25 protein-coding genes are annotated in these 24,823 nt (G+C 60.4%); 15 read left to right on the forward strand and 10 right to left on the reverse strand.

Annotated features, from left to right (window positions below):
- Positions 1-183: 183 nt before the first annotated feature.
- The 4 genes from ACI2KS_RS05810 to ACI2KS_RS05825 form a co-directional block, all read right to left on the reverse strand.
- The gene (locus ACI2KS_RS05810) at positions 184-1,218 is read right to left on the reverse strand and encodes an AbrB family transcriptional regulator (protein WP_404618069.1); all 1,035 of its coding nucleotides are present in this window, start codon (positions 1,216-1,218) and stop codon (positions 184-186) included.
- Entirely contained in the window at positions 1,211-2,722 is a 1,512-nt protein-coding gene (locus tag ACI2KS_RS05815; protein ID WP_404618071.1) for a tripartite tricarboxylate transporter permease, read from the reverse strand. Before ACI2KS_RS05815 ends, ACI2KS_RS05810 begins: the two co-directional genes overlap by 8 nt.
- Before the next feature lies 1 nt (position 2,723).
- A complete protein-coding gene (locus ACI2KS_RS05820) occupies positions 2,724-3,182 on the reverse strand; it encodes a tripartite tricarboxylate transporter TctB family protein (protein WP_404618073.1) in 459 nt (152 codons plus the stop codon).
- Between the two features lie 63 nt (positions 3,183-3,245).
- On the reverse strand, positions 3,246-4,232 hold the full coding sequence (locus tag ACI2KS_RS05825) for a Bug family tripartite tricarboxylate transporter substrate binding protein (protein WP_404618487.1): 987 nt from the start codon (positions 4,230-4,232) through the stop codon (positions 3,246-3,248).
- A 465-nt stretch (positions 4,233-4,697) separates the two neighbouring features.
- Between ACI2KS_RS05825 and ACI2KS_RS05830 the strand changes: the two genes are divergently transcribed.
- Together ACI2KS_RS05830 and ACI2KS_RS05835 are read left to right on the forward strand one after the other, a co-directional pair.
- Complete coding sequence (locus ACI2KS_RS05830; protein ID WP_404618075.1) at positions 4,698-5,369, forward strand: response regulator; 672 nt, start codon at positions 4,698-4,700, stop codon at positions 5,367-5,369.
- Entirely contained in the window at positions 5,362-6,777 is a 1,416-nt protein-coding gene (locus ACI2KS_RS05835; RefSeq protein ID WP_404618077.1) for a sensor histidine kinase, read from the forward strand. Before ACI2KS_RS05830 ends, ACI2KS_RS05835 begins: the two co-directional genes overlap by 8 nt.
- A gap of 88 nt (positions 6,778-6,865) precedes the next feature.
- Here ACI2KS_RS05835 and ACI2KS_RS05840 read toward each other — a convergent pair whose 3' ends face one another.
- Together ACI2KS_RS05840 and ACI2KS_RS05845 are read right to left on the reverse strand one after the other, a co-directional pair.
- The gene (locus ACI2KS_RS05840; protein WP_404618079.1) at positions 6,866-7,687 is read right to left on the reverse strand and encodes an HDOD domain-containing protein; all 822 of its coding nucleotides are present in this window, start codon (positions 7,685-7,687) and stop codon (positions 6,866-6,868) included.
- 102 nt (positions 7,688-7,789) lie between these two features.
- Positions 7,790-8,731 carry a YgfZ/GcvT domain-containing protein gene (locus ACI2KS_RS05845; protein WP_404618081.1) on the reverse strand — a complete coding sequence of 314 codons (942 nt, stop codon included), beginning with the start codon at positions 8,729-8,731 and terminating at the stop codon, positions 7,790-7,792.
- A 166-nt stretch (positions 8,732-8,897) separates the two neighbouring features.
- On the opposite strand from ACI2KS_RS05845, the gene ACI2KS_RS05850 reads away from it, so the two are divergent.
- Both ACI2KS_RS05850 and ACI2KS_RS05855 read left to right on the forward strand, forming a co-directional pair.
- Positions 8,898-9,152 (forward strand): succinate dehydrogenase assembly factor 2, encoded by a 255-nt coding sequence (locus ACI2KS_RS05850; RefSeq protein WP_404618083.1) that lies wholly within the window; start codon positions 8,898-8,900, stop codon positions 9,150-9,152.
- Positions 9,136-9,603: a protein YgfX gene (locus ACI2KS_RS05855; RefSeq protein ID WP_404618085.1), complete on the forward strand. Its 468-nt coding sequence runs from the start codon at positions 9,136-9,138 to the stop codon at positions 9,601-9,603. The genes ACI2KS_RS05850 and ACI2KS_RS05855 overlap by 17 nt, the downstream gene beginning before the upstream one ends.
- On the opposite strand, the gene nadB is transcribed toward ACI2KS_RS05855, so the two are convergent.
- The gene (nadB, locus tag ACI2KS_RS05860) at positions 9,572-11,188 is read right to left on the reverse strand and encodes an L-aspartate oxidase (RefSeq protein WP_404618087.1); all 1,617 of its coding nucleotides are present in this window, start codon (positions 11,186-11,188) and stop codon (positions 9,572-9,574) included. The genes ACI2KS_RS05855 and nadB overlap by 32 nt on opposite strands.
- Positions 11,189-11,685: 497 nt before the next feature.
- Here nadB and rpoE point away from each other — a divergent pair, with 497 nt between their 5' ends.
- The 11 genes from rpoE (at position 11,686) to pdxJ (ending at position 22,184) form a co-directional block, all read left to right on the forward strand.
- Positions 11,686-12,267: an RNA polymerase sigma factor RpoE gene (rpoE, locus tag ACI2KS_RS05865; RefSeq protein ID WP_037014368.1), complete on the forward strand. Its 582-nt coding sequence runs from the start codon at positions 11,686-11,688 to the stop codon at positions 12,265-12,267.
- 33 nt (positions 12,268-12,300) lie between these two features.
- Positions 12,301-12,891 (forward strand): anti sigma-E factor RseA C-terminal domain-containing protein, encoded by a 591-nt coding sequence (locus tag ACI2KS_RS05870; protein WP_404618089.1) that lies wholly within the window; start codon positions 12,301-12,303, stop codon positions 12,889-12,891.
- A gap of 8 nt (positions 12,892-12,899) precedes the next feature.
- Positions 12,900-13,862: a MucB/RseB C-terminal domain-containing protein gene (locus tag ACI2KS_RS05875; RefSeq protein ID WP_404618091.1), complete on the forward strand. Its 963-nt coding sequence runs from the start codon at positions 12,900-12,902 to the stop codon at positions 13,860-13,862.
- 349 nt (positions 13,863-14,211) lie between these two features.
- Positions 14,212-15,612, forward strand: a complete 1,401-nt coding sequence (locus ACI2KS_RS05880; RefSeq protein WP_404618488.1) for a DegQ family serine endoprotease — start codon at positions 14,212-14,214, stop codon at positions 15,610-15,612.
- A 168-nt stretch (positions 15,613-15,780) separates the two neighbouring features.
- Positions 15,781-17,577, forward strand: a complete 1,797-nt coding sequence (gene lepA, locus ACI2KS_RS05885; protein WP_404618093.1) for a translation elongation factor 4 — start codon at positions 15,781-15,783, stop codon at positions 17,575-17,577.
- A 9-nt stretch (positions 17,578-17,586) separates the two neighbouring features.
- A complete protein-coding gene (lepB, locus tag ACI2KS_RS05890) occupies positions 17,587-18,441 on the forward strand; it encodes a signal peptidase I (RefSeq protein ID WP_404618095.1) in 855 nt (284 codons plus the stop codon).
- Between the two features lie 103 nt (positions 18,442-18,544).
- The gene (locus ACI2KS_RS05895; protein ID WP_404618097.1) at positions 18,545-18,922 is read left to right on the forward strand and encodes a DUF4845 domain-containing protein; all 378 of its coding nucleotides are present in this window, start codon (positions 18,545-18,547) and stop codon (positions 18,920-18,922) included.
- Positions 18,919-19,608: a ribonuclease III gene (rnc, locus tag ACI2KS_RS05900; protein ID WP_404618099.1), complete on the forward strand. Its 690-nt coding sequence runs from the start codon at positions 18,919-18,921 to the stop codon at positions 19,606-19,608. The genes ACI2KS_RS05895 and rnc overlap by 4 nt, the downstream gene beginning before the upstream one ends.
- Positions 19,601-20,503, forward strand: a complete 903-nt coding sequence (gene era / locus ACI2KS_RS05905) for a GTPase Era (RefSeq protein ID WP_404618101.1) — start codon at positions 19,601-19,603, stop codon at positions 20,501-20,503. Before rnc ends, era begins: the two co-directional genes overlap by 8 nt.
- Before the next feature lie 186 nt (positions 20,504-20,689).
- Entirely contained in the window at positions 20,690-21,379 is a 690-nt protein-coding gene (recO, locus tag ACI2KS_RS05910; protein ID WP_404618103.1) for a DNA repair protein RecO, read from the forward strand.
- A 58-nt stretch (positions 21,380-21,437) separates the two neighbouring features.
- Positions 21,438-22,184 (forward strand): pyridoxine 5'-phosphate synthase, encoded by a 747-nt coding sequence (gene pdxJ, locus ACI2KS_RS05915; RefSeq protein ID WP_404618105.1) that lies wholly within the window; start codon positions 21,438-21,440, stop codon positions 22,182-22,184.
- Between the two features lie 161 nt (positions 22,185-22,345).
- On the opposite strand, the gene cmoB is transcribed toward pdxJ, so the two are convergent.
- The 3 genes from cmoB to ACI2KS_RS05930 all read right to left on the reverse strand — a co-directional run bounded on the left by cmoB (position 22,346) and on the right by ACI2KS_RS05930 (position 24,654).
- A complete protein-coding gene (gene cmoB, locus ACI2KS_RS05920; RefSeq protein ID WP_404618107.1) occupies positions 22,346-23,305 on the reverse strand; it encodes a tRNA 5-methoxyuridine(34)/uridine 5-oxyacetic acid(34) synthase CmoB in 960 nt (319 codons plus the stop codon).
- Complete coding sequence (gene cmoA, locus ACI2KS_RS05925) at positions 23,302-24,045, reverse strand: carboxy-S-adenosyl-L-methionine synthase CmoA (RefSeq protein WP_404618109.1); 744 nt, start codon at positions 24,043-24,045, stop codon at positions 23,302-23,304. Before cmoA ends, cmoB begins: the two co-directional genes overlap by 4 nt.
- A 216-nt stretch (positions 24,046-24,261) precedes the next feature.
- Positions 24,262-24,654, reverse strand: a complete 393-nt coding sequence (locus tag ACI2KS_RS05930; protein ID WP_404618111.1) for a protease inhibitor I42 family protein — start codon at positions 24,652-24,654, stop codon at positions 24,262-24,264.
- Positions 24,655-24,823 lie beyond the last annotated feature (169 nt).

Here is a 24,823-nt window from a genome sequence, read left to right on the forward strand (position 1 = left end):
CTACTTCTGCACCTACAGGTTTTGTGTCCGCTAGGCAACTTGCATGTGTCTGGGGATGCATAACACCTGGAGCGTGGTAACGATCAAAGCGCGGAGCAGTGGGGACTGTTTTTGATTCTGGTCGCAGGGCGTGACACCCAGATCGACGGCAGCCCGGCTCCCACGGTTGGCTTTTCGGCGTCTTCAAGCCAATGGCTGCCGATTCCAGTACCGGAACAACGGCTCGGCCAGAAACAGCACGAAGAGCAGCCTCATCACCTGCATCGCCGTCACCAGCGGGACTGACAGCTGCAACACTTGCGCTGTGAGGCTCATCTCGGCGATGCCGCCGGGCATCATGCCCAGGGTCAGCGAGCGCAGGTCCAGATGGGTGGCGGAGCTCAATGCCAGGGCGCAGAGCGCGGCGATGCTCATGGTCAGCGCCGTGCCCAGCAGCGTGCGTCCGATGAAGGAGGGGGCGCGGCGGAAGAACGCCCGGTTGAAGTGACATCCCAGCCCGCTGCCGATCAGCCACTGGCCCATCTGGCTGCCACCGTTGGGCAGGCCGATGTGCAGGTCGAAGCTGACGCTGATTGTCGCACCCACCAGCAACGGCCCGAACAGCCACGGATTGGGCTGTTTCAAACGCTGCCACAGCCAGGCAACCAGGGCGCCCAGCGCAAACAGGATCACCAGCCACGACCAGTCCACCACCGTAGCGTGCGAAGGCGGGCCGCCGTCGCCCATCAGGTATTTGAAGATCGCCGGCACGCACAACACCACCGCCAGCACGCGCAGGCTCTGACCGGCGGCGACATTGCTGAGGATGGCGCCATTGCGCGCGCCCAGGTTCACCATCTCGCCGGAGCCGCCGGGCATGCTGGAAAAGAACGCAGTAGCGCGGTCCTCACCGGTGCGCAGCATCAGCCAGACGCCGACCACGCTGGAAACGCTGGTGACCAGCGCGCCAATGAAGATCAGTCCGAAATGCGAGAGAACCTGTTCGATGACTACCGGGGTGAAGTGCAGGCCGATGCCGATGCCCACCACCCATTGGCCGCATTTGCGCCCGCCGGGGATTTCAGCCAGTTGCCAGGGTGTTGCGCAGCGAACCAGGATGATCGCCAGCAACGAGCCGACCATCCACGGTAAAGGCCAGCCGACCTGACTGGCGAGGTATCCCCCCAGCAGGCCGACCAGCGGTGTTCCCCACCATGTCTTGAAGGGTCGATCAGACATCGGCCAGGTCACGCTGCTGTGAGCGCTTGCGCAGGATCCGCAAGATCGGGAACGCCAGCATGACGATGGTCAGGATCCAGACACCCAGGGTGATCGGGCTGGACCAGAGGATGTCCAGCGAGCCGTTGGAAATCGACAGCGCGCGGCGCAGGTTCTGTTCCATCAGGCCACCGAGGATGAACCCCAGCAGAATCGGCGACAGCGGGAAGTCCAGCTTGCGCAGGATGTAGCCGAAGATGCCGATGCCGACCATCAGGAACAGGTCGAAGGTGGTGGCATGAACCGCGTACACGCCGATTCCGGTGATGATCGCGATCACCGGCACCAGCGCCCAGTTCGGCACTGCCAGGATGCGGGTAAAGATGCGGATCATCGGGATGTTCAGGATCACCAGCATGACGTTGGCGACGAACAGCGACGCGATCAGGCCCCAGACCAGATCCGGTTGTTGCTGGAACAACAGCGGGCCGGGCGTGATGTTGTACAGCGACAGGGCGCCGATCATCACCGCAGTGGTGCCCGAACCGGGCACGCCCAGGGTCAGCATCGGCACCAATGCGCCGCACGCCGCGCCGCCAATCGCGGTTTCCGGTGCGGCCAGACCTCGCATGTCACCTTGTCCGAACTTGCCATCCTTGCCCGCGATACGTTTCTCGGTCATGTAGGCCACGGCGCTGGCCAGCGTAGCCCCGGCACCTGGCAACACGCCCATGATGAAACCCATCACCCCGCAGCGCAGGTTGACGATGAATACCGAGCTGGCTTCCTTGACGTTGAACATCATGCGCCCGGTGGCCTTGACCGCTTCCTGACCATGGTGGGTCTTTTCCAGCAGTAGCAGGATCTCGCTGATGGAAAACAGACCCAGCACCAACACCACGAACTGAATGCCGTCGGCCAGGTGAATGTTGTCGCCGGTGAAGCGATACACGCCGCTGTTGGCGTCGATGCCAATGCTCGACAGGAACAGACCGATCAGGGCCGCGACGAAGGTCTTCAGCGGTCGATCTCCGGCCATGCCGCCCAGGCAGACGATGGCAAAGACCATCAGTACGAAGTATTCGGCCGGCCCAAAGGCAATCGCCCATTTGGCCAGCAGCGGGGCGAACAGCACCATGCCGCAGGTGGCAATGAAGGCCCCGATGAACGAACTCCACGCCGACAGCGACAAGGCCACGCCGGCCAGACCCTGACGGGCCATCGGGTAGCCGTCCAGCGTAGTCATGACGGTGGACGCTTCACCGGGGATGTTCAGCAGAATCGAGCTGATGCGCCCGCCGTATTCGCAACCCAGATAAACCGCGGCCAGCAGGATCAGCGCCGACTCCGGCGGCAGGCCCAGGGCGAAGGCGATCGGAATCAACAGCGCCACGCCATTGATGGGGCCAAGGCCGGGCAGCAGGCCGACGATGGTGCCGATCAACGTGCCGGACAGTGCGGTGATCAGGTTGTATGGGGTCAGCGCGACGCCGAACCCCTGGCCAAGATAGCCGAGAGTGTCCATATCAATTCTCCAGAACTTCGAGCAGGCCAAGGGGCAGAGGCACATCCATCACTTTGTCGAAAAGCACGTACAGACCAATGCTCATCAGGACGATGATGACGATGCTCGGCAACCAGCGACCGCCATACAGCCGGGCCATGGGGATGCCGATCAGGATGCTGCTCAGGACGAAGCCCAGCGGCTCGAACAGACCGGCGAAGATCAACAGCAGGCCGGTGCAGACCGCGATTTTTATCAGTGTCGGACGATCCAGCGGTGGCTCGTCCTCGGAGTGCTTGATCGGTGTGGGGCGCAACACCATGTACAGCAGTGAGATGCCCATCAGCGCCAGCATCAGCAGCGGGAACGCACGCGGGCCGACCGGCTCGTAGGAAAAGGGTGCCTTATAAGGCCATGCCATCAGTGCCAGGCCGATACAGACCAGCAGCAGCACGAAGGCGAAAATTCGTTGCAAGACCATGGAAAGCTCCTGGGTCACGCCACCGCGCAGGTGACGCAACCGCTGTCAGTCACTTGAGTTCAATCACTGAATCAGGCCGAATTCCCTGGCCAGCACTTTGTATTCGGCGACGCGGGTCTTCACGTACTTGTCCAGCTCCTCGCCAGTCATGGCGAACGGGAACAGTTCACGCTGATCGCGCAACTTGGCGAAATCTTCCGAGGCCAGCAGTTTGTCGAACGCGTCTTTCCACCAGTTGTACTGCTCATCGGTGACTTTCGGGCCCAGATAGAAGCCGCGAACCACCGGCCAGACGATGTCATAGCCTTGCTCTTTGGCGGTCGGGATGTTCTTCATCTCTGGCTCATCCAGACGCTCGTTGGAGAACACGGCCAGCAGGCGCATGTCGCCGCTGAGGATGTGCGGCATGGAGTCGGAAATGTCGGTGGAGCCGACCTGGATGTGCCCACCGAGCAGGGCCGTGGCGATTTCGCCGCCGCCTTCCAGCGCCACGTAGCGCAGGTCGCGCGGGTTGATGCCAGCGGCCTTGGCAATGAGCGCGGTCTGCATCCAGTCCTGGCTGCCAACGGTGCCACCGGAGCCGATGACCACCTTGCTCGGATCGGCCTTCAGCGCCTTGACCAGGTCGTCGAGGTTCTTGTAGGGCGAATCGGCTTTAACCGCGATGGCGCCGTAACTGGTGCCGACAGCCGCCAGCCAGCGCACGGCGTTTTCGTCGAAACGACCGAACTTGCCCTGTGCAAGGTTGAGCAGCGATCCGCTCGACCACGCCACCAACGTGCCGGCGTCGGCGGGACGCTGGGCCACGACTGCGTTGTAGGCAACCGCGCCGACACCGCCGGGCATGTAGGTCACGCGCATGGGCTTGTTGAGGATTTTCTCGTTGACCAGTGCGCTTTGCACCAGTTTGCAGGTCAGGTCAAAACCACCGCCCGGCGATGCCGGCGCGATGCATTCAGGACGATTGGGTTCGGCAGCCCACAATTGAGTGGCCACCAGCATGCAGCTGGCGGCGACGCTGATACGGCGCAACGATAGATTCATGGTCAGTCTCCGAAGGAGTTGTTGTTTTTGGGTATGTTCGGCTTATCGATCAGGCGGTTGGTTCATCGCGTCCTGGACGCGCGCCTGGGAAAAACGGGGACGTGACGAAACACTGCGCAACCAGGTTGCCCAGTGAACTCAAAACAGGACGGGATTCAGGCGGCACGGCGGCCGAGGATTGCAGTGAGGACATCACCGATGACTCCGATTTTGTTTTTATTGTTGAAAACGCATCAAGGCGTTTTTCGTCACGATCAAGGCGTCACGGTATTGCGCAAGGCGCAGCCATGACGAGTCGTAGGCGGATCGTAATCAGCGAAGCTTTCGTCAACCTTTCAACTACCTTTCATGAAGCTTTCGCCCTACCGGCATCCGCGCCGGTCGGTTGTCATGGGAGTGTTTCAGGCCTTCACAGATGGCGGGGCGCCTGTAAACTCCGCCTCCACCAAACGCCTCAATCGGGAGAAACCGATGCGTGTCCTGCTCGTCGAAGATCATCTGCAACTGGCTGAAAGCGTCGCGCTGGCGCTCAAGGGCAGCGGGCTGACCGTGGACGTATTGCATGATGGCGTCGCTGCCGACCTGGCCCTTGGCAGCGAAGAGTACGCAGTGGCGATTCTCGATGTCGGTCTGCCACGCATGGACGGTTTCGAGGTGCTCGCCCGCTTGCGGGCACGCGGCAAGAACATCCCGGTGCTGATGCTGACCGCACGCAGCGATGTCAAGGATCGGGTCCATGGGCTGAACCTGGGCGCCGATGATTATCTGGCCAAGCCGTTCGAACTCTCCGAGCTCGAAGCGCGGGTCAAGGCGTTGTTGCGCCGCAGTGTGCTCGGCGGCGAGCGGCAGCAGCGCTGCGGGGTGCTGGTCTACGATCTCGACACGCGACGCTTCACCCTGGGCGAAGAGACGCTGACCCTGACCTCTCGCGAACAATCGGTCCTTGAAGCGCTGATTGCCCGGCCGGGAAGGGTGATGAGCAAGGAACAGCTGGCGGCACAGGTGTTTGGCCTGGATGAAGACGCCAGCGCCGATGCCATCGAGATCTACGTGCATCGCTTGCGTAAAAAGCTCGACGGCCAACCTGTCGCCATCGTGACCTTTCGTGGCCTGGGTTACCTGCTGGAAAGCCGGGATGTTTAACCCGTTTCCCTCGGCGGAAAACAGCCTGCGCTGGCGCTTGCTGTGGAACCTGGGGTTGCTGCTGGTGGCGTTGATGATCGCCAGCGGCATGAGTGCCTACTGGAACGGCCGCGAAGCTGCCGACACCGCCTATGACCGCACCTTGCTGGCGTCAGCCCGAACGATTGCAGCCGGTTTGTCCGAACGTGACGGCACGCTCAGCGCCGATGTCCCTTACGTCGCCCTGGACACGTTCGCCTATGACAGTGCCGGGCGAATTTATTACCAGGTCAACGACATTCATCAAAAGCTGATTTCAGGTTATGAGAACCTGCCAGCGCCACCTCCGGGCACCCCGCGCACCGATGACTACCCGGCGCTGGCCAAGTTCTACAGCGCTCGTTATCAGGGGCAGGATGTGCGTGTGGTCAGCCTGCTCAAGGCTGTGAGCGAGCCGAACATGAACGGCATTGCCGAAATTCGGGTCGCCGAGACCGAAGAGGCACGAGTGAAAATGGCCCGGGGACTGATGGCCGACACGCTGTTGCGCCTGGGCATGCTCGGCAGCGGCGCACTGCTGTTGGTGTGGTTTACCGTCAGCGCCGCACTGCGTCCCCTGGATCGCCTGCGCACTGCCGTGGAAGAGCGCCAACCCGACGACCTGCGTTCCTTACCCTTGGTCGAGGTGCAGCATGAGTTGCGGCCGCTGGTCAGCTCGCTCAATCACTTCACCGAGCGCTTGCGTCTGCAGTTCGAGCGTCAGGCGCAGTTCATCGCCGACGCTGCACACGAGCTGCGCACCCCGCTGGCGGCGCTCAAGGCGCGGGTCGAGTTGGGACTTCGGGAACAGGACCCTGCCGCCTGGCGCAGCACGCTGCAGAGCGCTGCAACCGGGACCGACAAGCTCACCCATCTGGCCAATCAGCTGCTCTCGCTGGCGCGCATCGAGAATGGCGCCCGTGCAATTGCCGAAGGCGGTGCGCAGTTGCTCGATCTCAGCCAGTTGGCCCGGGAACTGGGGATGGCCATGGCGCCTTTGGCACATGCCCAGGGGGTCGCCTTGGCGCTGGAGGCCGATGAGCCTGTGTGGATGCGCGGCGAACCGACGCTACTCAACGAACTGCTGAGCAACCTGGTAGACAACGCCCTTGCGCACACGCCGCCTGGCGGCAACGTGGTGTTGCGGGTGCATTCACCTTGCGTGCTTGAAGTCGAAGATGACGGGCCGGGCATACCGCTGCATGAGCGCGACCGGGTATTCGAACGGTTCTACCGGCGAAATCAGCAAGGCACGGGGGCAGGGCTGGGTCTGGCGATCGTGGGTGAAATCTGCCGGGCGCATCTGGCCAGGATCAGTTTGCATGACGGTGCCGAGCAAGGGCTGAAAGTCAGGGTCAGCTTTGTCGCCCCGGAGTCAGGCACTGTCTGAGCGCCGGGAAAGGCAAGAGGGCGTGCCAGCCACCGCGAACCTGCGACGATCGCTTCTGGCAGACCGCGCTGCTCCAGTTCAGGGGCGATCAGTAAAGTAGCGTCATTGCCTCGTTCATTTCGTTGATCAGCGCGCCGTCGGCCATGTTCAATCCCAGCTGGCCGACCGCCGGAACCGCCTGCATGTCCAGATTCGGGTACGGCCTGCCGGTGGCGTCATGCACATGCAGCGTCGCGACCTGCACCAGATCGACATAGTCGGCTTGCCCGGAAAGCCGGGTGAAGTTCTGGAATTGTCGGGGGACAATGGCCAGGGCTTCGGGAAAATCCCAAGAACGCAGCAGTCGCTCGCCGATAAACGGGTGAATGCGCTCGATCACGTGATTGAGGCTGATCGGGTCAGCCAGGAGCTCGAAGTTGTCTTCGGCGTACGTCAGGATCGGCAGCACTCCGATCAGATGGATCAATCCGGCGAGCGTGGCCTTGTCGGCTTTTAGATGGCCACGCCGATGACTCAGCAGGTTACTGACCCCCGCGACCTGCAAGCTCAGCTTCCAGATGTCGCGCATTTTGCTATCGATCACATCGGACTTGGCGTGAAACATCTGTTCCACCACCAGGCCGATTGCCAGGTTGCAACTGTAGTTCACGCCCAGCCGCCGGACCGCGGTCAGCACATCGCTGACCTCGAAATTGGGGCGCAGCAACGGGCTGTTGACCACTTTGATCAGGCGAGCGGAGAGCGCGGTATCGCTGCCGATGACCTTGCTCAGGGCGATAATGGAGATTTCGGAATCTTCCGCGGCCAGGCGAATTTTCAGTGCCACTTCAGGAAGCGTCGGCAGGAACAAGGCGTCTTTGTCGATCGCCTTGATCAAGTCCCTTTGCACCTCGTCAGCCATGCTACTCATATCGAATCTCTGGATACTGCATCCTGTTCGACGCCCCGCGCCCTGTGAAGGTCGGGGCGCATACAACAACTTCGCTGACGTCTGGCTCAGTCGCTGCGCTGATTAACGCTGAGTTTCAAGCTTGGCGTCCAGAGTGTAGGGCAGTTCGCACAGCTGCAAGTTCGGCCCTTCTGGCGTGCCCAGTCGGATATTGCCGTTCTCCACGGCGTCGGCCTGCAGTACCGCCAGCAGTTCGATGCCGCTGGCCGAGCGTGCTGCGACCACGACGTTCCCCACAGCGCTGGCGTGGACCGGCGAAAACAGTGCCGAACCGGGCTCTGGCGCATCACCGCTTTGCAGGGTCAGGCGGTACAAGCGGCGCTTGAGTCTGCCCAGATACTGCATCCGCGCAACGATTTCCTGGCCGGTGTAGCAGCCTTTCTTGAAGCTGACGCCACCAACGGCCTGCAAGTTGATCATCTGCGGAATGAATTCTTCGCGGGTCTGCCCGAAAACCTGGCCGATGCCGGCACGAATCTGCCCCAGCAGCCAGTCGTTCAGCGAGCCTTGCGGCAATTGCGCCGCCAGCCGCTCCTGCACATCGGCTGCCTGCCCGCTTTGCACCCACAGTTCGGCGCGGGCGGGGGAGACGCGGATAGCGATCAGGTCGTTGGCACGTGCCACCGAGTCGCTGTCCTGAGGCAGATCCAGTCCCAGGTTCACCAGGGCACCGTCGCCATCGTTCAAGCCGAAGCGAACCCAGGATGCGCTTTCGTCGGTTAATTTGGACTTGGAAAACACTGCGTACTTTTTCAGGTCCAGCAACTGCGCGTCGATCAGCTCGCTGGCCATCGCCAGCAGTATGCCGTCGCCCTCAATCAGAACGCGGAAGCTGGATTGCATCCGGCCTTTCTGCGTGCAGCGGGCACCGAGCGTGGCCTTGGCCTGGCTCAGGTAATCCATGTTGCAGGTCAGTTGGCCTTGAAGGAATTTGCTGGCGTCCACGCCGCGAACGGCGAGTACACCTTCATGGGACAAGGGGCAGAAAAAAGCTGAATCGGCCATGAGTCATCGCAGGGGTAAAAGTCTGGGGCACCATCATAGTGCCCCGCCTCGGTTATGGGTATATGCAAGTCCGCTTTAACGGATGCGCAAAAAGCTGCGACCAACTGCGGGTACGCCCAATCGGCATGCCCCTGTATACTCGCCGGCAAATTTGAGGAGCGCCCCCATGGTCGAAGATGTTGAACTCAATCGCCTTTTTTGGCACAGCCGCCGCGGCATGCTCGAGCTGGATGTGCTGCTGGTGCCGTTTGTCCGTGAGGTCTACCCGACGCTCGACCAAGTCGACCGTGACCTCTACGTTCGTCTGTTGACCTGTGAAGATCAGGACATGTTCGGCTGGTTCATGCAGCGCGCCGAGTCCGAAGATGCGGAACTTCAGCGCATGGTTCGCATGATTCTGGACCGTGTCCAGCCGAAGTGATCATTTTGAATGCCGTTGGCACGCCTCGCGGACGCTGCTGACGGTATACCTGGGTGTCCAGGTGCTCGCCTCTGTCTCGCTGCTGTTGCTGGAAATCCCGCTCTGGGCAAAAAGCGTCGGCCTGCTGCTGTGCCTTGTGCATGGTTTGCGACACTTCAAGCAATCGATTCTGCTCACCGACCCTCGGGCCTTTACCGGCTTGCGGCGTGACGATTCGGGATGGCAGCTGTGGAACGAACGTGGCGGCTGGCAGGCGGTGCAATTGCGCCCCGACAGCATGGCGTTGCCGCGGATCGTCGTACTCAGGTTTCGCCTGGTGACGGGCACCTGGCTGCAACGCCGTTGGGTCAAAAGCGTGTGCATCGCCAACGACGCCTTGGCGCCGGATGTGCACCGACGCTTGCGTCTGCGTCTGAAATTCAGCCGACGTAGGTGGGCGGCGCCAGAATAGTATCGACTGCCTCGGGCAGCATGTCCGGGTAATCGAGCGTGTAATGCAGGCCGCGGCTTTCCTTGCGGGCCATGGCCGAGGCAATCATCAGTTCGGCCACCTGAGCCAGATTGCGCAGCTCGATCAGATCTCGGCTGACCTTATAGTTGCTGTAGAACTCATCGATTTCATCGAGTAGCAATCGCACGCGGTGCTGCGCACGCTGCAGGCGCTTGTTAGTGCGCACGATGCCGACGTAATCCCACATGAAACGCCGAAGTTCGTCCCAATTGTGCGCAATGATTACGTCTTCATCCGAATCGGTAACCTGGCTCGAATCCCACGAGGGCAGATCTTCTGGCTGACTGATCCGGGGCAATTGCGCAACGATGTCACTGGCTGCGGACCGGGCATAGACGAAGCATTCGAGCAGCGAATTGCTCGCCATGCGGTTGGCGCCGTGCAGGCCGGTGAAGCTGGTTTCGCCAATGGCGTACAAGCCGGGTACGTCAGTGCGACCGTGCTGGTCGACGACCACGCCACCGCAGGTGTAGTGAGCCGCGGGCACCACCGGAATCGGCTGGCGGGTGATGTCGATGCCGAATTCAAGGCAGCGCTCATACACGGTGGGGAAGTGGGTTTTGACGAAGTCTTCTGGTTTATGACTGATGTCCAGATAAACGCAATCGATCCCCAGGCGCTTCATTTCGTGGTCGATGGCACGGGCAACGATGTCACGCGGGGCCAGTTCAGCGCGGGCGTCGAAACGCTGCATGAATCGCTCGCCGTTAGGCAGCTTCAGATAAGCACCTTCGCCACGCAACGCCTCGGTCACCAGAAAGCTCTTGGCCTGGGGGTGATAAAGGCAGGTTGGGTGAAACTGGTTGAATTCCAGGTTGCCGACCCGACATCCCGATCGCCAGGCCATGGCGATGCCGTCGCCGCACGCGCCATCGGGGTTGCTTGTGTACAAATAGACCTTGGCCGCGCCGCCTGACGCCAGAATGGTGAAGCGGGCGCTATGGGTGTCCACTTCACCGGTGGATCGATCCAGAACGTAGGCGCCCAGGCAGCGTTGACCGGCCAGCCCCAACCGGCGCTCGGTGATCAGGTCGACGGCAACACGCTGTTCCAGCAATTCGATATTCGGTCGGGTCCGGGCCTGTGCCAGCAAGGTGCGGAAGATCGCCGCGCCAGTCGCGTCAGCAGCGTGAATGATGCGCCGATGACTGTGGCCACCTTCTCGGGTCAGGTGAAACTCGAAACCGCCGTCCTCGACCGTCGACTGGTCATCGCGGGTAAACGGCACGCCCATGTCGATCAGCCACTGGATGGCTTCGCGGCTGTGCTCGACGGTGAACCTCACGGCCTCCTCGTTACACAGGCCGCCACCGGCGTTGAGCGTGTCTTCAACATGCGATTGAACGGTGTCTGCGTTGTCCAGCACGGCGGCAACGCCGCCCTGTGCCCAGAAGGTGGAGCCGTTGGCCAGGTCGCCCTTGCTCAACACCGCTACGCGTAAATTGCCGGGCAGGGTAAGCGCCAGACTCAATCCGGCAGCACCGCTGCCGATCACCAGAACGTCGTGTTGAAACTGTCGGCTCATTTATTATCCCGGCTTCTAAGTGGCCACTAGTATGTGAGGGGTGGGAACGGCACAATGGCTGCGATTTTATGGCAATTGTGAATCACGGCGGAGGCGGATTGTGCGCTACTCCGCGGCATCGTGCATACCGTTTGGCAGGCAAATTCAGTGGCGCCATCAAGCCTTCATTGGATCCTACAAATACGATGATGTGTGTCTTACACCCGAAAATGAAATGTGGGAACTTTTCATAAAGCCCCACGTTCAATAGAGGGTTGCCGATAAAGGGACAGCGTCGGCGCTGCGCGAGGGAGCCTTAAACATCCACGCAAGCGCTTTCGACGACAAGATTATTCACGTAGCCGACCTGGTTCGAGCTGCGTTTTTCGTGCGGGCCACCGACGCTCGCCGGAAACTTGCTTGAAGGGGGGAGAACTTTTGCGAAAAGCCCGAGTCTATGTTTGCAAGCCTGTGAAGCAGCCGTTGCGACACTCCTTTGAGCTCTATGAGGAGTGTTCATGCTAACCCAGGAAGAGGATCAGCAACTGGTCGAACGCGTACAGCGCGGCGACAAGCGAGCCTTTGATCTGCTAGTGGTGAAATATCAGCACAAGATTCTTGGGTTGATCGTGAGATTCGTTCACGACACCCATGAAGCCCAGGATGTTGCGCAAGAGGCCTTTATCAAGGCTTATCGCGCGCTTGGAAACTTCCGCGGCGACAGTGCGTTTTATACGTGGCTGTACCGCATCGCTATCAACACAGCGAAAAACTATCTGGTGTCGCGAGGTCGGCGACCGCCGGACAGCGATGTCAGGTCCGAAGATGCGGAGTTCTACGACGGCGATCATGGCCTCAAGGACATCGAGTCACCGGAACGCGCATTGTTGAGGGATGAGATCGAAGGCACCGTCCATCGGACCATCCAGCTACTGCCAGAAGATTTGCGTACGGCTCTAACTTTGCGTGAGTTTGACGGTCTGAGTTACGAAGACATTGCCAGTGTTATGCAATGTCCGGTTGGTACCGTGCGCTCTCGCATTTTCCGCGCTCGGGAAGCCATTGATAAAGCCCTGCAACCTTTGTTGCAGGAAACCTGAGACAGCGGCGATAGCCATATGAGAGGAACCGCCATGAGTCGTGAAGCCCTGCAGGAATCGCTGTCCGCGGTGATGGATAACGAAGCGGACGAATTGGAGTTGCGTCGGGTGCTAAACGCCATCGACGATGCGGATACACGTGCCACCTGGTCGCGTTATCAAATTGCTCGCGCAGCAATGCATAAAGAACTGCTGATGCCTCATCTGGACATCTCGGCTGCCGTATCCGCCGCGATTGCCGACGAAGTCAGCCCGCTGAAGGCCGGTCGTGGTCCTTGGCGTACGCTGGGTCGTCTGGCTGTAGCGGCTTCCGTCACCGTGGCTGTCCTGGCAGGCGTGCGCTTGTACAATCAGGACGAAATCGCTGGTGCTCAACTGGCTCAGCAATCGGCACAGCCTGCCAACGTTGCCATGCCTCAGGTAAAAGGCCCGGCAGTACTGGCCGGTTACACTGAAAGCGAGCAAGCGCCAGGCCCGATGGCCAGTGGTGTGATGCAGAATCAGGCCGGCTGGCACGATCAGCGTCTGCCAGGTTACCTGCGTCAGCATGCCCAACAAGCCGCGTTGAAAGGCACTGAAAGCGCCCTGCCGTACGCACGCGCCGCCAGTCTGGAAAACCGTTAAGGAGGATCATGCGCGCCATCCCTCTAGTGCCGCTTCTGCTTGGTGGATGGCTGGTCCTTCCAGTTCATGCCGATGATGCGCAAGACCAGCTCAAGCGTCTTGCGCAGGCAGAACAGCAGCAAAGCTTCCAAGGCACTTTCGTTTATGAACGCAATGGAAGTTTCTCCACTCATCGAATCTGGCACCGGGTGGTTGACGGCAAGATTCGGGAGCATCTCCTCCAGCTCGATGGATCCCCTCAGGAAGTGCTGCGCGTCAACGGGGTAACCCAATGCGTCAGCGGCGCCCTGGTGCCGGGCGTGTCGAACATTCCGGACTCCCCGGCTCATGCGTTCGATGCGGCAAAACTGTCGGCATGGTATGACATGAAGGTCGCCGGTGATTCCCGGGTGGCCGGGCGGCCGGCGGTGATTGTCACCCTGACCCCGCGCGACCAGCATCGCTATGGCATCGAGTTGCATCTGGATAGCCAGACCGGTCTGCCGCTCAAGTCGCTGCTGTTGAGCGACAAGGGGCAGTTGCTGGAGCGCTTTCAGTTCACCCAGCTCGATACCACTGAGCCCACCGATCAGATGCTCCAGCCCAGCGCCGATTGCAAGTCGGTCGATGTGGTAAAGGCCAGGACCGATACTCAGAAGCAGCAAGTTGCCTGGCATTCGGACTGGTTGCCGCCAGGATTCGAGCTCAGCAGCGCAGGTGCGCGCAAGGACCCGGACTCCAAATCGCTGGTTACCAGCCTGATGTACGATGACGGGCTGGCACGCTTCTCGGTGTTCATCGAGCCTGTGAGCGGCGCCGCAGCGACCGACATCCGTACCCAGCTGGGCCCCACTGTCGCAGTTTCCCGCCGCCTGACGACGCCCAAGGGCGACGCCATGGTGACAGTGGTGGGCGAGATCCCGATTGGCACCGCCGAACGGATCGCGCTGTCCATGCGCAATGATTCTGCTCCTGCAACGAGCAAGAAGTAATCTGACCAGACCGGTGAATGCCCACTATGAAAAAGGTTTCATTTTGGGCGGTTCGCGCCGCCAGCCTTGCGTTTGCTGGCTTGCGCCACAGCGCTGAAATGTTTGGTCAGCTTTGCAGGTTGCAAACCCTCTCTTTTTTTTCTATAGGTCACAGCTTCGCAGCTCTGGCCTTTGTTGTGTCAGCACTCAGAAAACCATCTGCGCGTAAAAAACTCGCTGAGAGTAGTGCACTGCACAAGACCCAGATGTGCAGATGCTCCTCGAACCTGTCGGTTCGTACCGCTTAACCATGCTCGTTGTGAACGGGAGCCGTATGTCGATACCACGCTTGAAATCATATCTGTCCTTGATGGCCGCCGTGCTGATGCTCGGTCAGGTCCTCACGGCCCAGGCCGAAGCCCTGCCAGACTTCACCTCGCTGGTGGAGCAAGCCTCGCCTGCGGTCGTGAACATCAGTACTCGCCAGAAGCTGCCGGATCGTTCGGTGGCTCAGGGACAGGCACCGGATCTGGAAGGCCTGCCGCCGATGCTGCGCGAGTTTCTGGAGCGCAGCATGCCGCCGGGATCGCGGCCGCCCGGCTCGGGCAAGGGTGATCGCCAGCGCGAAGCGCAGTCCTTGGGGTCGGGCTTCATCATTTCTGCTGATGGCTTCATCCTCACCAACAACCACGTGATCGACGGTGCCGACGAGATTCTCGTGCGCCTGTCTGATCGCAGTGAAATGAAAGCCAAACTGATCGGCACCGACCCGCGTACCGATGTGGCGGTGCTGAAAATAGACGGCAAAGACCTGCCGACGGTCAAGCTGGGTAATTCCGACAAGCTCAAAGTGGGTGAGTGGGTGCTGGCAATTGGCTCGCCATTCGGCTTCGATCACTCGGTGACCAAAGGTATTGTCAGCGCCAAGGGCCGTAGCCTGCCAAACGATACCTATGTGCCGTTCATCCAGACGGACGTGGCCATCAATCCGGGCAACTCGGGGGGGCCGTTGTTCAACATGGCGGGCGAGGTCGTGGGTATCAACTCGCAGATCTTCACCCGTTCCGGCGGCTTCATGGGCCTGTCGTTCGCCATTCCAATCGACGTGGCGATGGACGTTGCCAACCAGTTGAAGGCCAGCGGCAAGGTCAATCGCGGCTGGCTGGGTGTGGTTATCCAGGAAGTGAACAAGGATCTGGCCGAGTCGTTCGGTCTGGACAAGCCGGCCGGTGCGCTGGTAGCACAGGTTCTGGAAGATGGTCCGGCAGCCAAGGGCGGCCTGCAGGTCGGTGACGTTATCCTCAGCGCCAACGGCACGCCGATCATCATGTCTGCGGACCTGCCGCATCTGATCGGCAACCTCAAGGACGGCAGCAAGGCCGAACTGGAAGTGATCCGTGACGGCAAGCGTCAGAAGCTGACCGTCACCGTCGGCGCGTTGCCGGCCGAGGGCGAGGAGATGGGCGCGTCCGATTCCGGCGTCGAGCGTAACAGCAACCGTCTTGGGGTTACGGTCACCGACCTAACTGCCGAACAGATGAAATCCCTGGACCTCAAGGGCGGCGTGGCGATCAAGGACGTGCAGGAAGGTCCGGCATCGTTGATCGGCTTGCAGACTGGCGATGTGATCACTCACCTCAATAACCAGGCGATCACTTCGGCCAAGCAGTTCACAGAGGTGGCCAAAGGCCTGCCGAAAAACCGCTCGGTATCGATGCGCGTGTTGCGTCAGGGTCGCGCCACGTTCATCACCTTCAAACTGGCGGAATAATCGGCCATCACTGGAAAAGGAGCGGCATGGCCGCTCCTTTTTTTGTGCCGACGGGCTTGTGGCTGTCAGGCTTGGCGTGTGAGCGTGACGCCCCAGCCTTCCTTCAGGTACAATTCCCGGCTATTTTTCGGCGGGCAGTCTGCCTGCAACCTTTTTCGAGTGTGATCCGTGAGTGATTTGAGTCATATCCGCAATTTCTCCATCATCGCCCACATTGACCATGGCAAGTCGACGCTGGCTGACCGTTTCATTCAAATGTGCGGCGGCCTGTCCGAGCGCGAGATGGAAGCTCAGGTGCTTGATTCCATGGACCTGGAGCGCGAGCGCGGGATCACGATCAAGGCCCACAGCGTCACCCTCTATTACAAGGCGAAGGACGGCATCACCTATCAGCTGAACTTCATCGACACCCCCGGCCACGTGGACTTCACCTATGAAGTCAGCCGCTCGCTGGCTGCGTGCGAAGGCGCGCTGCTGGTGGTCGATGCAGGGCAGGGCGTTGAGGCGCAGTCCGTCGCCAACTGCTACACCGCCATCGAACAGGGCCTGGAAGTCATGCCGGTCCTTAACAAGATGGACTTGCCACAGGCCGACCCGGACCGCGTCAAGGAAGAAATCGAGAAGATCATCGGTATCGATGCCACTGACGCCGTGGCCTGTAGCGCCAAGAGCGGCATGGGCGTTGACGAGGTGCTGGAGCGTCTGGTCAAGACCATTCCCGCGCCGACCGGCAACATCGAAGACCCGCTGCAAGCGCTGATCATCGACTCCTGGTTCGACAACTACCTGGGCGTTGTGTCCCTGGTGCGCGTTCGTCATGGTCGCGTGCGCAAGGGCGACAAGATCCTGGTCAAGTCGACCGGCAAGATCCACCTGGTGGACAGCGTGGGTGTGTTCAACCCCAAGCACACGGCTACCGTTGATCTGAAAGCCGGCGAAGTAGGTTTCATCATCGCGGGCATCAAGGACATCCACGGTGCGCCAGTGGGTGACACCCTGACCCTGAGCACCACGCCGGATGTCGACGTGCTGCCTGGCTTCAAGCGCATTCAGCCGCAGGTATATGCCGGTCTGTTTCCGGTCAGCTCCGACGACTTCGAAGACTTCCGCGAAGCGTTGCAGAAGCTCACCCTCAACGACTCGTCGCTGCAGTACACCCCGGAAAGCTCCGACGCGCTGGGCTTCGGCTTCCGCTGCGGCTTCCTCGGCATGCTGCACATGGAGATCATCCAGGAGCGCCTGGAGCGCGAGTACGACCTGGACCTGATCACCACCGCGCCAACGGTAATCTTCGAGCTGTTGCTCAAGACCGGTGAAACCGTTTACGTCGACAACCCGTCGAAACTGCCAGACCTCTCCACCATCGAAGACATGCGCGAGCCGATCGTGCGGGCGAACATCCTGGTGCCTCAAGAGCACCTGGGTAACGTCATCACGCTGTGCATCGAGAAGCGCGGCATTCAGCACGACATGCTGTTCCTCGGCACTCAGGTTCAAGTGACCTATGACTTGCCGATGAACGAAGTGGTGCTGGACTTCTTCGACCGTCTGAAGTCGACCAGCCGCGGTTATGCGTCACTGGATTACCACTTCGACCGTTATCAGTCGGCGAATCTGGTGCGCCTGGACGTACTGATCAACGGCGACAAGGTCGATGCCCTGGCATTGATCGTTCACCGTGACAACGCGGCCTACAAAGGCCGGGCGTTGACCGAGAAGATGAAAGAACTGATTCCTCGTCAGATGTTCGACGTGGCAATCCAGGCTGCCATCGGTGGCCAGATTATCGCGCGTACAACCGTCAAGGCGCTCAGAAAGAACGTACTGGCCAAATGTTACGGTGGCGACGTGAGCCGTAAACGCAAACTGCTTGAAAAGCAGAAGGCCGGTAAGAAACGCATGAAGCAGGTCGGCAACGTGGAAATTCCACAGGAAGCCTTCCTTGCAGTGCTCAGGTTGGAATAGTCAGGCCCTATGTCACTAAATTTCCCGCTGTTGTTGGTCATCGCCGTGTTTGTATGCGGTCTGCTGGCCTTGTTCGATCTGATCATACTGGCTCCGCGTCGGCGGACGGCGATAGCGAATTATCAGGGCAGCGTGAGCCAGCCGGATGTCGCTGTCGTCGAGCAGTTGAACAAAGAGCCCTTGCTGGTTGAATACGGCAAATCGTTCTTTCCCGTGCTGTTCATCGTGCTGGTGTTGCGCTCGTTTCTGGTCGAGCCATTCCAGATTCCTTCGGGATCGATGAAACCGACGCTGGACGTGGGCGATTTCATTCTGGTCAACAAGTTCTCCTATGGCATCCGCCTGCCGGTGATCGACCTGAAAGTCATCCCGGTAGGTGATCCGCAGCGCGGCGACGTGATGGTGTTTCGTTATCCAAGCGACCCTAACGTCAACTACATCAAGCGTGTCGTGGGTTTGCCGGGCGATGTCATTCGCTACACCAATGACAAGCAGCTGTTCATCAACGGCCAGCTGGTTGCCAAGCAGCTGATCGGCTCGGAGCCTGGAACACTGGGCAGCGCCGAGCTTTATGACGAGAAACTGGGCGAAGTCGAGCACCAGATCCGTCAGGAAATGAGCCGCTACCGTGCGCCCCCGGACCATGAGTGGACAGTCCCGGCGGGACACTACTTCATGATGGGTGACAACCGCGATAATTCGAACGACAGCCGTTACTGGGATGACCCCAACATTCCCAAGGATGAGCTGGGCATGGTTCCCGACCGGAATATCGTCGGCAAGGCCTTCGCGGTATGGATGAGCTGGCCGGAGCCCAAGCTGAGCCACTTGCCGAACTTCTCGCGAGTCGGCTTGATCAAGTAACTGATACGGCGCTGTATGACACAGCGCCGTATGTCATTTCGGCGGGCTATGCTGCAGGGCTGACCTTGCACACAGCAGAGAAAGACTATTCTTGAGGGCACACATGACATCTGCCGGTTCGCAAAAAGGCTTGTCGTTCGTTGGATGGCTCGTATTGCTGGCTGTCCTGGCATTTGCCGCGAGTACCGCAGCCAAAGTGGTGCCGCATTACCTCGATTACATGTCGATGAAGAAAATCATCGAGGCCGCTGGTACAGACAAGACCGCAGAAGTCAGCAATAGCGGCGAGTTCTACGACTATGTTGCCAAAGGCATGCAAGTCAATAACATTCGGGATTTGGATTTGAACAAGGCGTTAAGTGTGACGACGGAGAACAACAGGTTCCTCGCCCATTTGAAATATGAAAAACGTGAGCCACTGATCCAGAACATCGATCTGGTGGTCAAGTTCGACCACGAATTCAGCGTGGGTAAACCGTGAGCGTGTCATTGAGTCGCCTGGAGCGTCAGCTCGGCTATACCTTCAAGGATCAGGAACTGATGATCCTAGCCTTGACCCACCGCAGTTTTGCCGGCCGCAACAATGAGCGTCTGGAGTTCCTCGGTGATGCCATCCTCAACTTCGTTGCCGGCGAGGCGCTGTTCGAGCGTTTCCCGCAAGCGCGTGAGGGCCAACTGTCGCGTCTGCGCGCACGCCTGGTGAAGGGTGAGACCCTGGCTCTGCTGGCCCGAGGTTTCGATCTGGGTGAGTACCTGCGCCTGGGTTCCGGTGAGCTGAAAAGCGGCGGTTTCCGTCGCGAGTCGATTCTGGCCGATGCCCTGGAAGCGCTGATTGGCGCCATTTACCTGGACGCCGGTATGGAAACCGCGCGTGATCGCGTGTTGGCCTGGCTGACCAGTGAGTTCGCGAGTCTGACGCTGGTCGACACCAACAAGGATCCGAAAACCCGGCTGCAGGAATTCCTTCAGTCCCGCGCCTGTGAATTGCCCCGCTATGAAGTGGTGGACATTCAGGGCGAACCGCATTGCCGAGTGTTTTTCGTCGAATGCGAGATTACCTTACTGAACGAAAAAAGCCGGGGACAAGGGGTCAGCCGTCGCATTGCCGAACAGGTAGCCGCGGCCGCAGCCCTTATTGCCCTTGGTGTGGAGAACGGCAATGACTGATTCAACTGCAACACGCTGTGGCTATGTCGCCATCGTTGGCCGGCCGAACGTGGGCAAGTCGACGCTGTTGAACCACATCCTCGGCCAGAAACTGGCGATCACTTCGCGCAAGCCTCAGACCACGCGCCACAACATGCTGGGCATCAAGACCGAGGGCAGTGTACAGGCGGTCTACGTCGACACCCCCGGCATGCACAAGAACAGTGACAAGGCGCTCAATCGCTACATGAACAAGACCGCATCGGCGGCGTTGAAAGACGTCGACGTGGTGATCTTCGTCGTGGATCGCACCAAGTGGACCGATGAGGACCAGATGGTTCTGGAGCGTGTGCAATACGTCACCGGCCCGCTGATCGTCGCGCTGAACAAGACTGATCGTATCGAGGACAAGGCTGCACTGATGCCGCATCTGTCCTGGCTGCAAGAGCAACTGCCGAACGCGCAGATCATCCCGATCTCCGCACAGCAAGGCCATAACCTCGAAGCGCTGGAAAAGGTCATTGCAGACCATCTGCCAGAGAACGATCATTTCTTCCCTGAAGACCAGATCACCGACCGCAGCAGCCGCTTCCTGGCCGCTGAACTGGTGCGCGAGAAGATCATGCGTCAACTGGGCGCGGAGCTTCCGTACCAGATCACCGTCGAGATCGAAGAGTTCAAGCAGCAGGGCAAGACCTTGCACATCCATGCCTTGATCCTCGTCGAGCGTGATGGCCAGAAGAAAATCATCATTGGTGACAAGGGCGAGCGCATTAAGCGCATCGGCTCCGATGCGCGCCGTGACATGGAAGTGTTGTTCGATTCCAAGGTCATGCTCAACCTCTGGGTCAAGGTCAAGGGCGGTTGGTCCGACGACGAACGCGCCCTGCGTTCGCTGGGCTACGGCGACCTGTAACCGCCCCTGGCGATACACCGACCAATCCTGGGGCTGTCTTGCCTTCCGACGCCAGAAATTCCCGTCGCAGTCCGGCGTGCCGGCGGTGGCGATCTCAATGAGGTCACCGCCGGCACGCCGGGCTGCTACAGGAGCAATGTCGTTTGAAGATTGTGTGTAAACACGCATTCATGCGATGAGATAGACATGTCCCAAACCCCTCCCGCCGGCCAACTTGCGTACGTGCTCCACAGCCGGGCATATCGCGAGAACAGCGCGCTGGTTGACTTCCTTACGCCGCAAGGCCGCCTGCGCGCTGTGCTGCGCAGTGCGCGCGGCAAGGCGGGCTCCCTGGCGCGGCCCTTCGTGCCGCTGGAAGTGGAGTTCCGTGGGCGTGGCGAACTGAAAAACGTCGGCCGCATGGAAAGCTCGGGGTTGGCCGCCTGGCTCGAGGGCGAGGCACTGTTCAGCGGGCTGTACCTCAACGAACTGCTGATTCGCTTGCTCCCGGCTGAAGATCCGCATCCCGGTGTGTTCAATCACTATGCGGCGACCCTGGTGGCGTTGGGCGAGGGACGCGCGCTGGAGCCGCTGCTGCGGTCATTCGAGTGGCGCCTGCTGGACGATCTGGGTTACGGTTTTGCCCTCGACGCAGATATCAACGGCGATCCTCTGGCCGCTGATGGCATGTATCGTTTGCAGGTGGACGCCGGGCTTGAGCGGGTGTATTTGTTGCAGCCCGGTTTGTTCCAGGGCGCCGAACTGGTTGCCATGTCCGAGGCTGACTGGAGTGCCCCAGGGGCCTTGTCGGCTGCCAAGCGGCTAATGCGTCAGGCGCTCGCCGTGCACCTGGGCGGTCGTCCGCTGGTCAGCCGTGAATTGTTTCGTAAGCCTTGACCCGTAAGCCAGAACCCGCTCAAGTCGCTGGTTCAGATCATGTTTTCAGGAGATTGAAGTGACTCAAAGCACCCGCATTCTGCTCGGCGTGAACATCGACCACGTTGCGACCTTGCGTCAGGCCCGTGGCACCCGTTATCCCGATCCGGTAAAGGCCGCGCTTGACGCCGAGGAGGCGGGCGCCGATGGCATTACCGTGCACTTGCGCGAAGACCGCCGGCACATTCAGGAGCGCGACGTGCTCCTGCTCAAGGATGTGCTACAGACGCGCATGAACTTCGAGATGGGCGTCACTGAAGAGATGATGGCCTTCGCCGAGCGTATTCGTCCGGCGCACATTTGCCTGGTCCCGGAAACCCGCCAGGAATTGACCACCGAGGGCGGACTCGATGTGGCCGGTCAGCAAGCGCGGATCAAGGCGGCGGTAGAACGTCTGTCGGCCATCGGCAGCGAAGTGTCGTTGTTCATCGATGCCGATGAGCGCCAGATCGAAGCGTCTGCACGGGTGGGCGCGCCGGCGATCGAATTGCACACCGGTCGCTACGCCGACGCTCAGACGCCAACCGAAGTGGCTGAAGAGCTCAAGCGCATCGCCGATGGCGTAGCGTTCGGTCTGGCTCAGGGGTTGATCGTCAACGCCGGGCACGGCTTGCATTACCACAACGTCGAGGCCGTCGCCGCGATCAAGGGCATCAACGAGCTGAACATCGGCCACGCGCTGGTGGCACACGCCTTGTTCGTGGGCTTCAAAGCGGCGGTTTCGGAAATGAAGGCGCTGATTCTGGCGGCTGCTGCGAAAGGCTGAGTTCCGGCCACATCGTGGGTCTGACTGACCCACCGCACCCCCCTGTAGGAGTGAGCTTGCTCGCGAATGCGGCGGGTCAGTCATGACAAGGTTGTCTGACACCACTCAATCGCAAGCAAGCTCACTCCTGCAGTGGTGATCGGTGTGGCGGCTAGCTTGATTCAAGCCTTGCGCCCGACAATCACCGCGCGTCTGGGCGCCGGCAGGCCTTCCACGGTTTTGCTGTGGTCGGCAGGGTCGAGGAAATCGCTCAGGGACTGATACTTCATCCACTCGGTCCCGCGTTGTTCCTCTACCGTGGTCGTGCTGACATCCACGCAGCGTACGTCGACAAACCCTGCGCGGCGCAGCCACAGCTCCAGCGCAGGGACTGACGGCAGGAACCACACGTTGCGCATCTGCGAATAACGGTCCTCGGGCACCAGCACCTGATGCACGTCACCCTCGACCACCATCGTCTCCAGCACCAGTTCGCCGCCCTTGACCAGGCAGTCCTTGAGCGCCAGCAGGTGATCGATCGGGGACTTGCGGTGGTACAACACCCCCATCGAGAACACGGTGTCGAAGCCTTCCAGTCGCGCTGGCAGGTCTTCCAGGGTGAACGGCAGATGCCACGCCGGCAGGTCGGGCAGGTAGCGCTGCATGGCCTGGAACTGGCAGAAGAACAGCCAGTTGGGGTCGACGCCGATCACGCTGTCGGCCCCCGCTCCGAGCATGCGCCACTGGTAATAGCCGTTGCCGCAGCCGACATCCAGTACGCGCTTGCCGACCAGGTCCAGATGCGGTGAGACCCGCGACCATTTCCAGTCCGAGCGCCATTCGGTGTCAACGTGTACCCCGAACACATCGAACGGCCCTTTGCGCCAAGGTGACAGGCCCATCAATGCGGCGCGTGTCCGTTCGCGAGTGGCGTCGTCGCAGTCGGCATCGAGGATGAAGTCATCCTTGAGTTCGACCCGGCTTGGCATCAGGTCAGGCAAGGCATTGAGCGCACCTTGCCAACGCTCCAGATCGCCATGACCTTTATCCATCTTGGCGTCGAGTTGCGCCTGCAAGCCTTGGGCCCAGGTATACAGGGGAGTGCCCGCCAGACGGCGGACCAGTGGAGCTAGATCGATCATGGCAGGGCAATCAGAGAGGCGAAATTAAGGCACTGGAACCACGGCACCACTTTGCTGAACCCCGCCGCCAGCAGGCGTTCGCGGTGCTGCTCGAGGCTGTCGGGTTTCATCACGTTTTCAATGGCGCTGCGCTTCTGGGCGATTTCCAGCTCGCTGTAGCCGTTCGCGCGTTTGAAGGCCACGTGCAGGTCAGTGAGCAGCGTGTGTTCTTCGCTGTCGTCGAAACGCAGTTTCTCGGACAGGATCAGCGCGCCACCGGGCAGCAGCGACTGGCGAATACGACCGAGCAGCGCCAGGCGCTGATCCGGGGCGATGAATTGCAGGGTGAAGTTCAGGGCGACCACCGACGCTGGCTGGAATTGGAGGGCGAGAATGTCGCCTTCCAGGACCTCCACCGGCAGCAGCTCCTGAAACATGGAGTCCTGTGCATTGAGGTACTCGCGGCAGCGCTCGACCATGGCGCTGGAATTGTCGATCGCGACCACCCGGCAGTCTTGCGTGCGCACATGGCGCCGCAACGCCTGGGTCACCGCACCCAGGGAACTGCCCAGGTCGTACAGCACGCTGTGGGGCTGCGCGAACTGCGCGGCGAGCACGCCGAGGTTCTCGACAATGGTCGGATAACCCGGCACCGAACGCTTGATCATGTCCGGGAACACCCGCACCACGTCTTCATTAAAAGCGAAGTCGGGCACCTGGGCCAGCGGCTGGGCGAATATGCGGTCGGGTTCTTTACTCACGGCGATTCCGGGGGATGAGGCGAAAAGTGCGGCATTTTAGCCAATTGTGCGGTCATGCCGAAACCTCATCTCATCGTTCGTCCTGCCGGTACGAGATGGCATGAGATTTTGTAGCAGTCTATGGGGCTGACACACCGCGACCGCCGGCAAGCGGTGTTGCTACGGGGCGGTGTGTCAGATCGATGCCTTCAGCAAGCGATGCGACGGGGTGTCAGATCAATTGACCGTGATCACGCAATTGAACGTGCGCTCTGGACGCACTTCCGGGGCCCAGGGTTGTTGATAGACCATCATCAGGTGTCCGCTGCCGGCATTGGCGGCCCGATAGCGCCAGACCGACTGGCCCGAGGTGCCGACCATGCCGACTTCTTCCGGGGTATTGAACACTTCCGGGCCCAAGGCGCTGAGAATCGAAGGCGCCGGGTTCTGCATCAGCCAGCGATGCCCGGTGGTGGGGTTGCTGGGTAGCATGAGCATCAGGGTCTGGCCGGTCTTGAGGGTGATCGGACAGTCCTTCTGGTCTTCCAGGGAGACAATCTGTTTCGGTTGCTGGGCGCAGGCGGCCAGCAGGGCAAGGCTGAGCGGGACGAGCAGGCGGGCAGGGGTCATGAAGGCTCCGGTCGTAGGCAACGTGAACCGAGCATAACCGAAGATGGCAACGCTGGAACCTTGTAGGAGTGAGCTCGCTCGCGATTGCACCTGGCCAGTCACCCTCGATGTGTCTGGATTATTGCTAACGCGAGCAAGCTCACTTCTACAGTGGGTTACAGCAGACCCC

Source organism: Pseudomonas sp. NPDC087358, assembly GCF_044900785.1.
GTDB lineage: Bacteria > Pseudomonadota > Gammaproteobacteria > Pseudomonadales > Pseudomonadaceae > Aquipseudomonas.

Bases quoted from the DNA above. Each gene is read 5' to 3' on its own strand.
- ACI2KS_RS05820 (WP_404618073.1), bottom strand. From the start codon at position 3,182: ATGGTCTTGCAACGAATTTTCGCCTTCGTGCTGCTGCTGGTCTGTATC.
- ACI2KS_RS05835 (WP_404618077.1), top strand. From the start codon at position 5,362: ATGTTTAACCCGTTTCCCTCGGCGGAAAACAGCCTGCGCTGGCGCTTG.
- lepB (WP_404618095.1), top strand. From the start codon at position 17,587: ATGTCACTAAATTTCCCGCTGTTGTTGGTCATCGCCGTGTTTGTATGC.
- ACI2KS_RS05815 (WP_404618071.1), bottom strand. From the start codon at position 2,722: ATGGACACTCTCGGCTATCTTGGCCAGGGGTTCGGCGTCGCGCTGACC.
- ACI2KS_RS05810 (WP_404618069.1), bottom strand. From the start codon at position 1,218: ATGTCTGATCGACCCTTCAAGACATGGTGGGGAACACCGCTGGTCGGC.
- ACI2KS_RS05895 (WP_404618097.1), top strand. From the start codon at position 18,545: ATGACATCTGCCGGTTCGCAAAAAGGCTTGTCGTTCGTTGGATGGCTC.
- ACI2KS_RS05845 (WP_404618081.1), bottom strand. From the start codon at position 8,731: ATGGCCGATTCAGCTTTTTTCTGCCCCTTGTCCCATGAAGGTGTACTC.
- rpoE (WP_037014368.1), top strand. From the start codon at position 11,686: ATGCTAACCCAGGAAGAGGATCAGCAACTGGTCGAACGCGTACAGCGC.
- cmoB (WP_404618107.1), bottom strand. From the start codon at position 23,305: ATGATCGATCTAGCTCCACTGGTCCGCCGTCTGGCGGGCACTCCCCTG.
- era (WP_404618101.1), top strand. From the start codon at position 19,601: ATGACTGATTCAACTGCAACACGCTGTGGCTATGTCGCCATCGTTGGC.
- ACI2KS_RS05840 (WP_404618079.1), bottom strand. From the start codon at position 7,687: ATGAGTAGCATGGCTGACGAGGTGCAAAGGGACTTGATCAAGGCGATC.
- nadB (WP_404618087.1), bottom strand. From the start codon at position 11,188: ATGAGCCGACAGTTTCAACACGACGTTCTGGTGATCGGCAGCGGTGCT.
- ACI2KS_RS05875 (WP_404618091.1), top strand. From the start codon at position 12,900: ATGCGCGCCATCCCTCTAGTGCCGCTTCTGCTTGGTGGATGGCTGGTC.
- ACI2KS_RS05870 (WP_404618089.1), top strand. From the start codon at position 12,301: ATGAGTCGTGAAGCCCTGCAGGAATCGCTGTCCGCGGTGATGGATAAC.
- ACI2KS_RS05850 (WP_404618083.1), top strand. From the start codon at position 8,898: ATGGTCGAAGATGTTGAACTCAATCGCCTTTTTTGGCACAGCCGCCGC.
- recO (WP_404618103.1), top strand. From the start codon at position 20,690: ATGTCCCAAACCCCTCCCGCCGGCCAACTTGCGTACGTGCTCCACAGC.
- ACI2KS_RS05830 (WP_404618075.1), top strand. From the start codon at position 4,698: ATGCGTGTCCTGCTCGTCGAAGATCATCTGCAACTGGCTGAAAGCGTC.
- ACI2KS_RS05930 (WP_404618111.1), bottom strand. From the start codon at position 24,654: ATGACCCCTGCCCGCCTGCTCGTCCCGCTCAGCCTTGCCCTGCTGGCC.
- ACI2KS_RS05880 (WP_404618488.1), top strand. From the start codon at position 14,212: ATGGCCGCCGTGCTGATGCTCGGTCAGGTCCTCACGGCCCAGGCCGAA.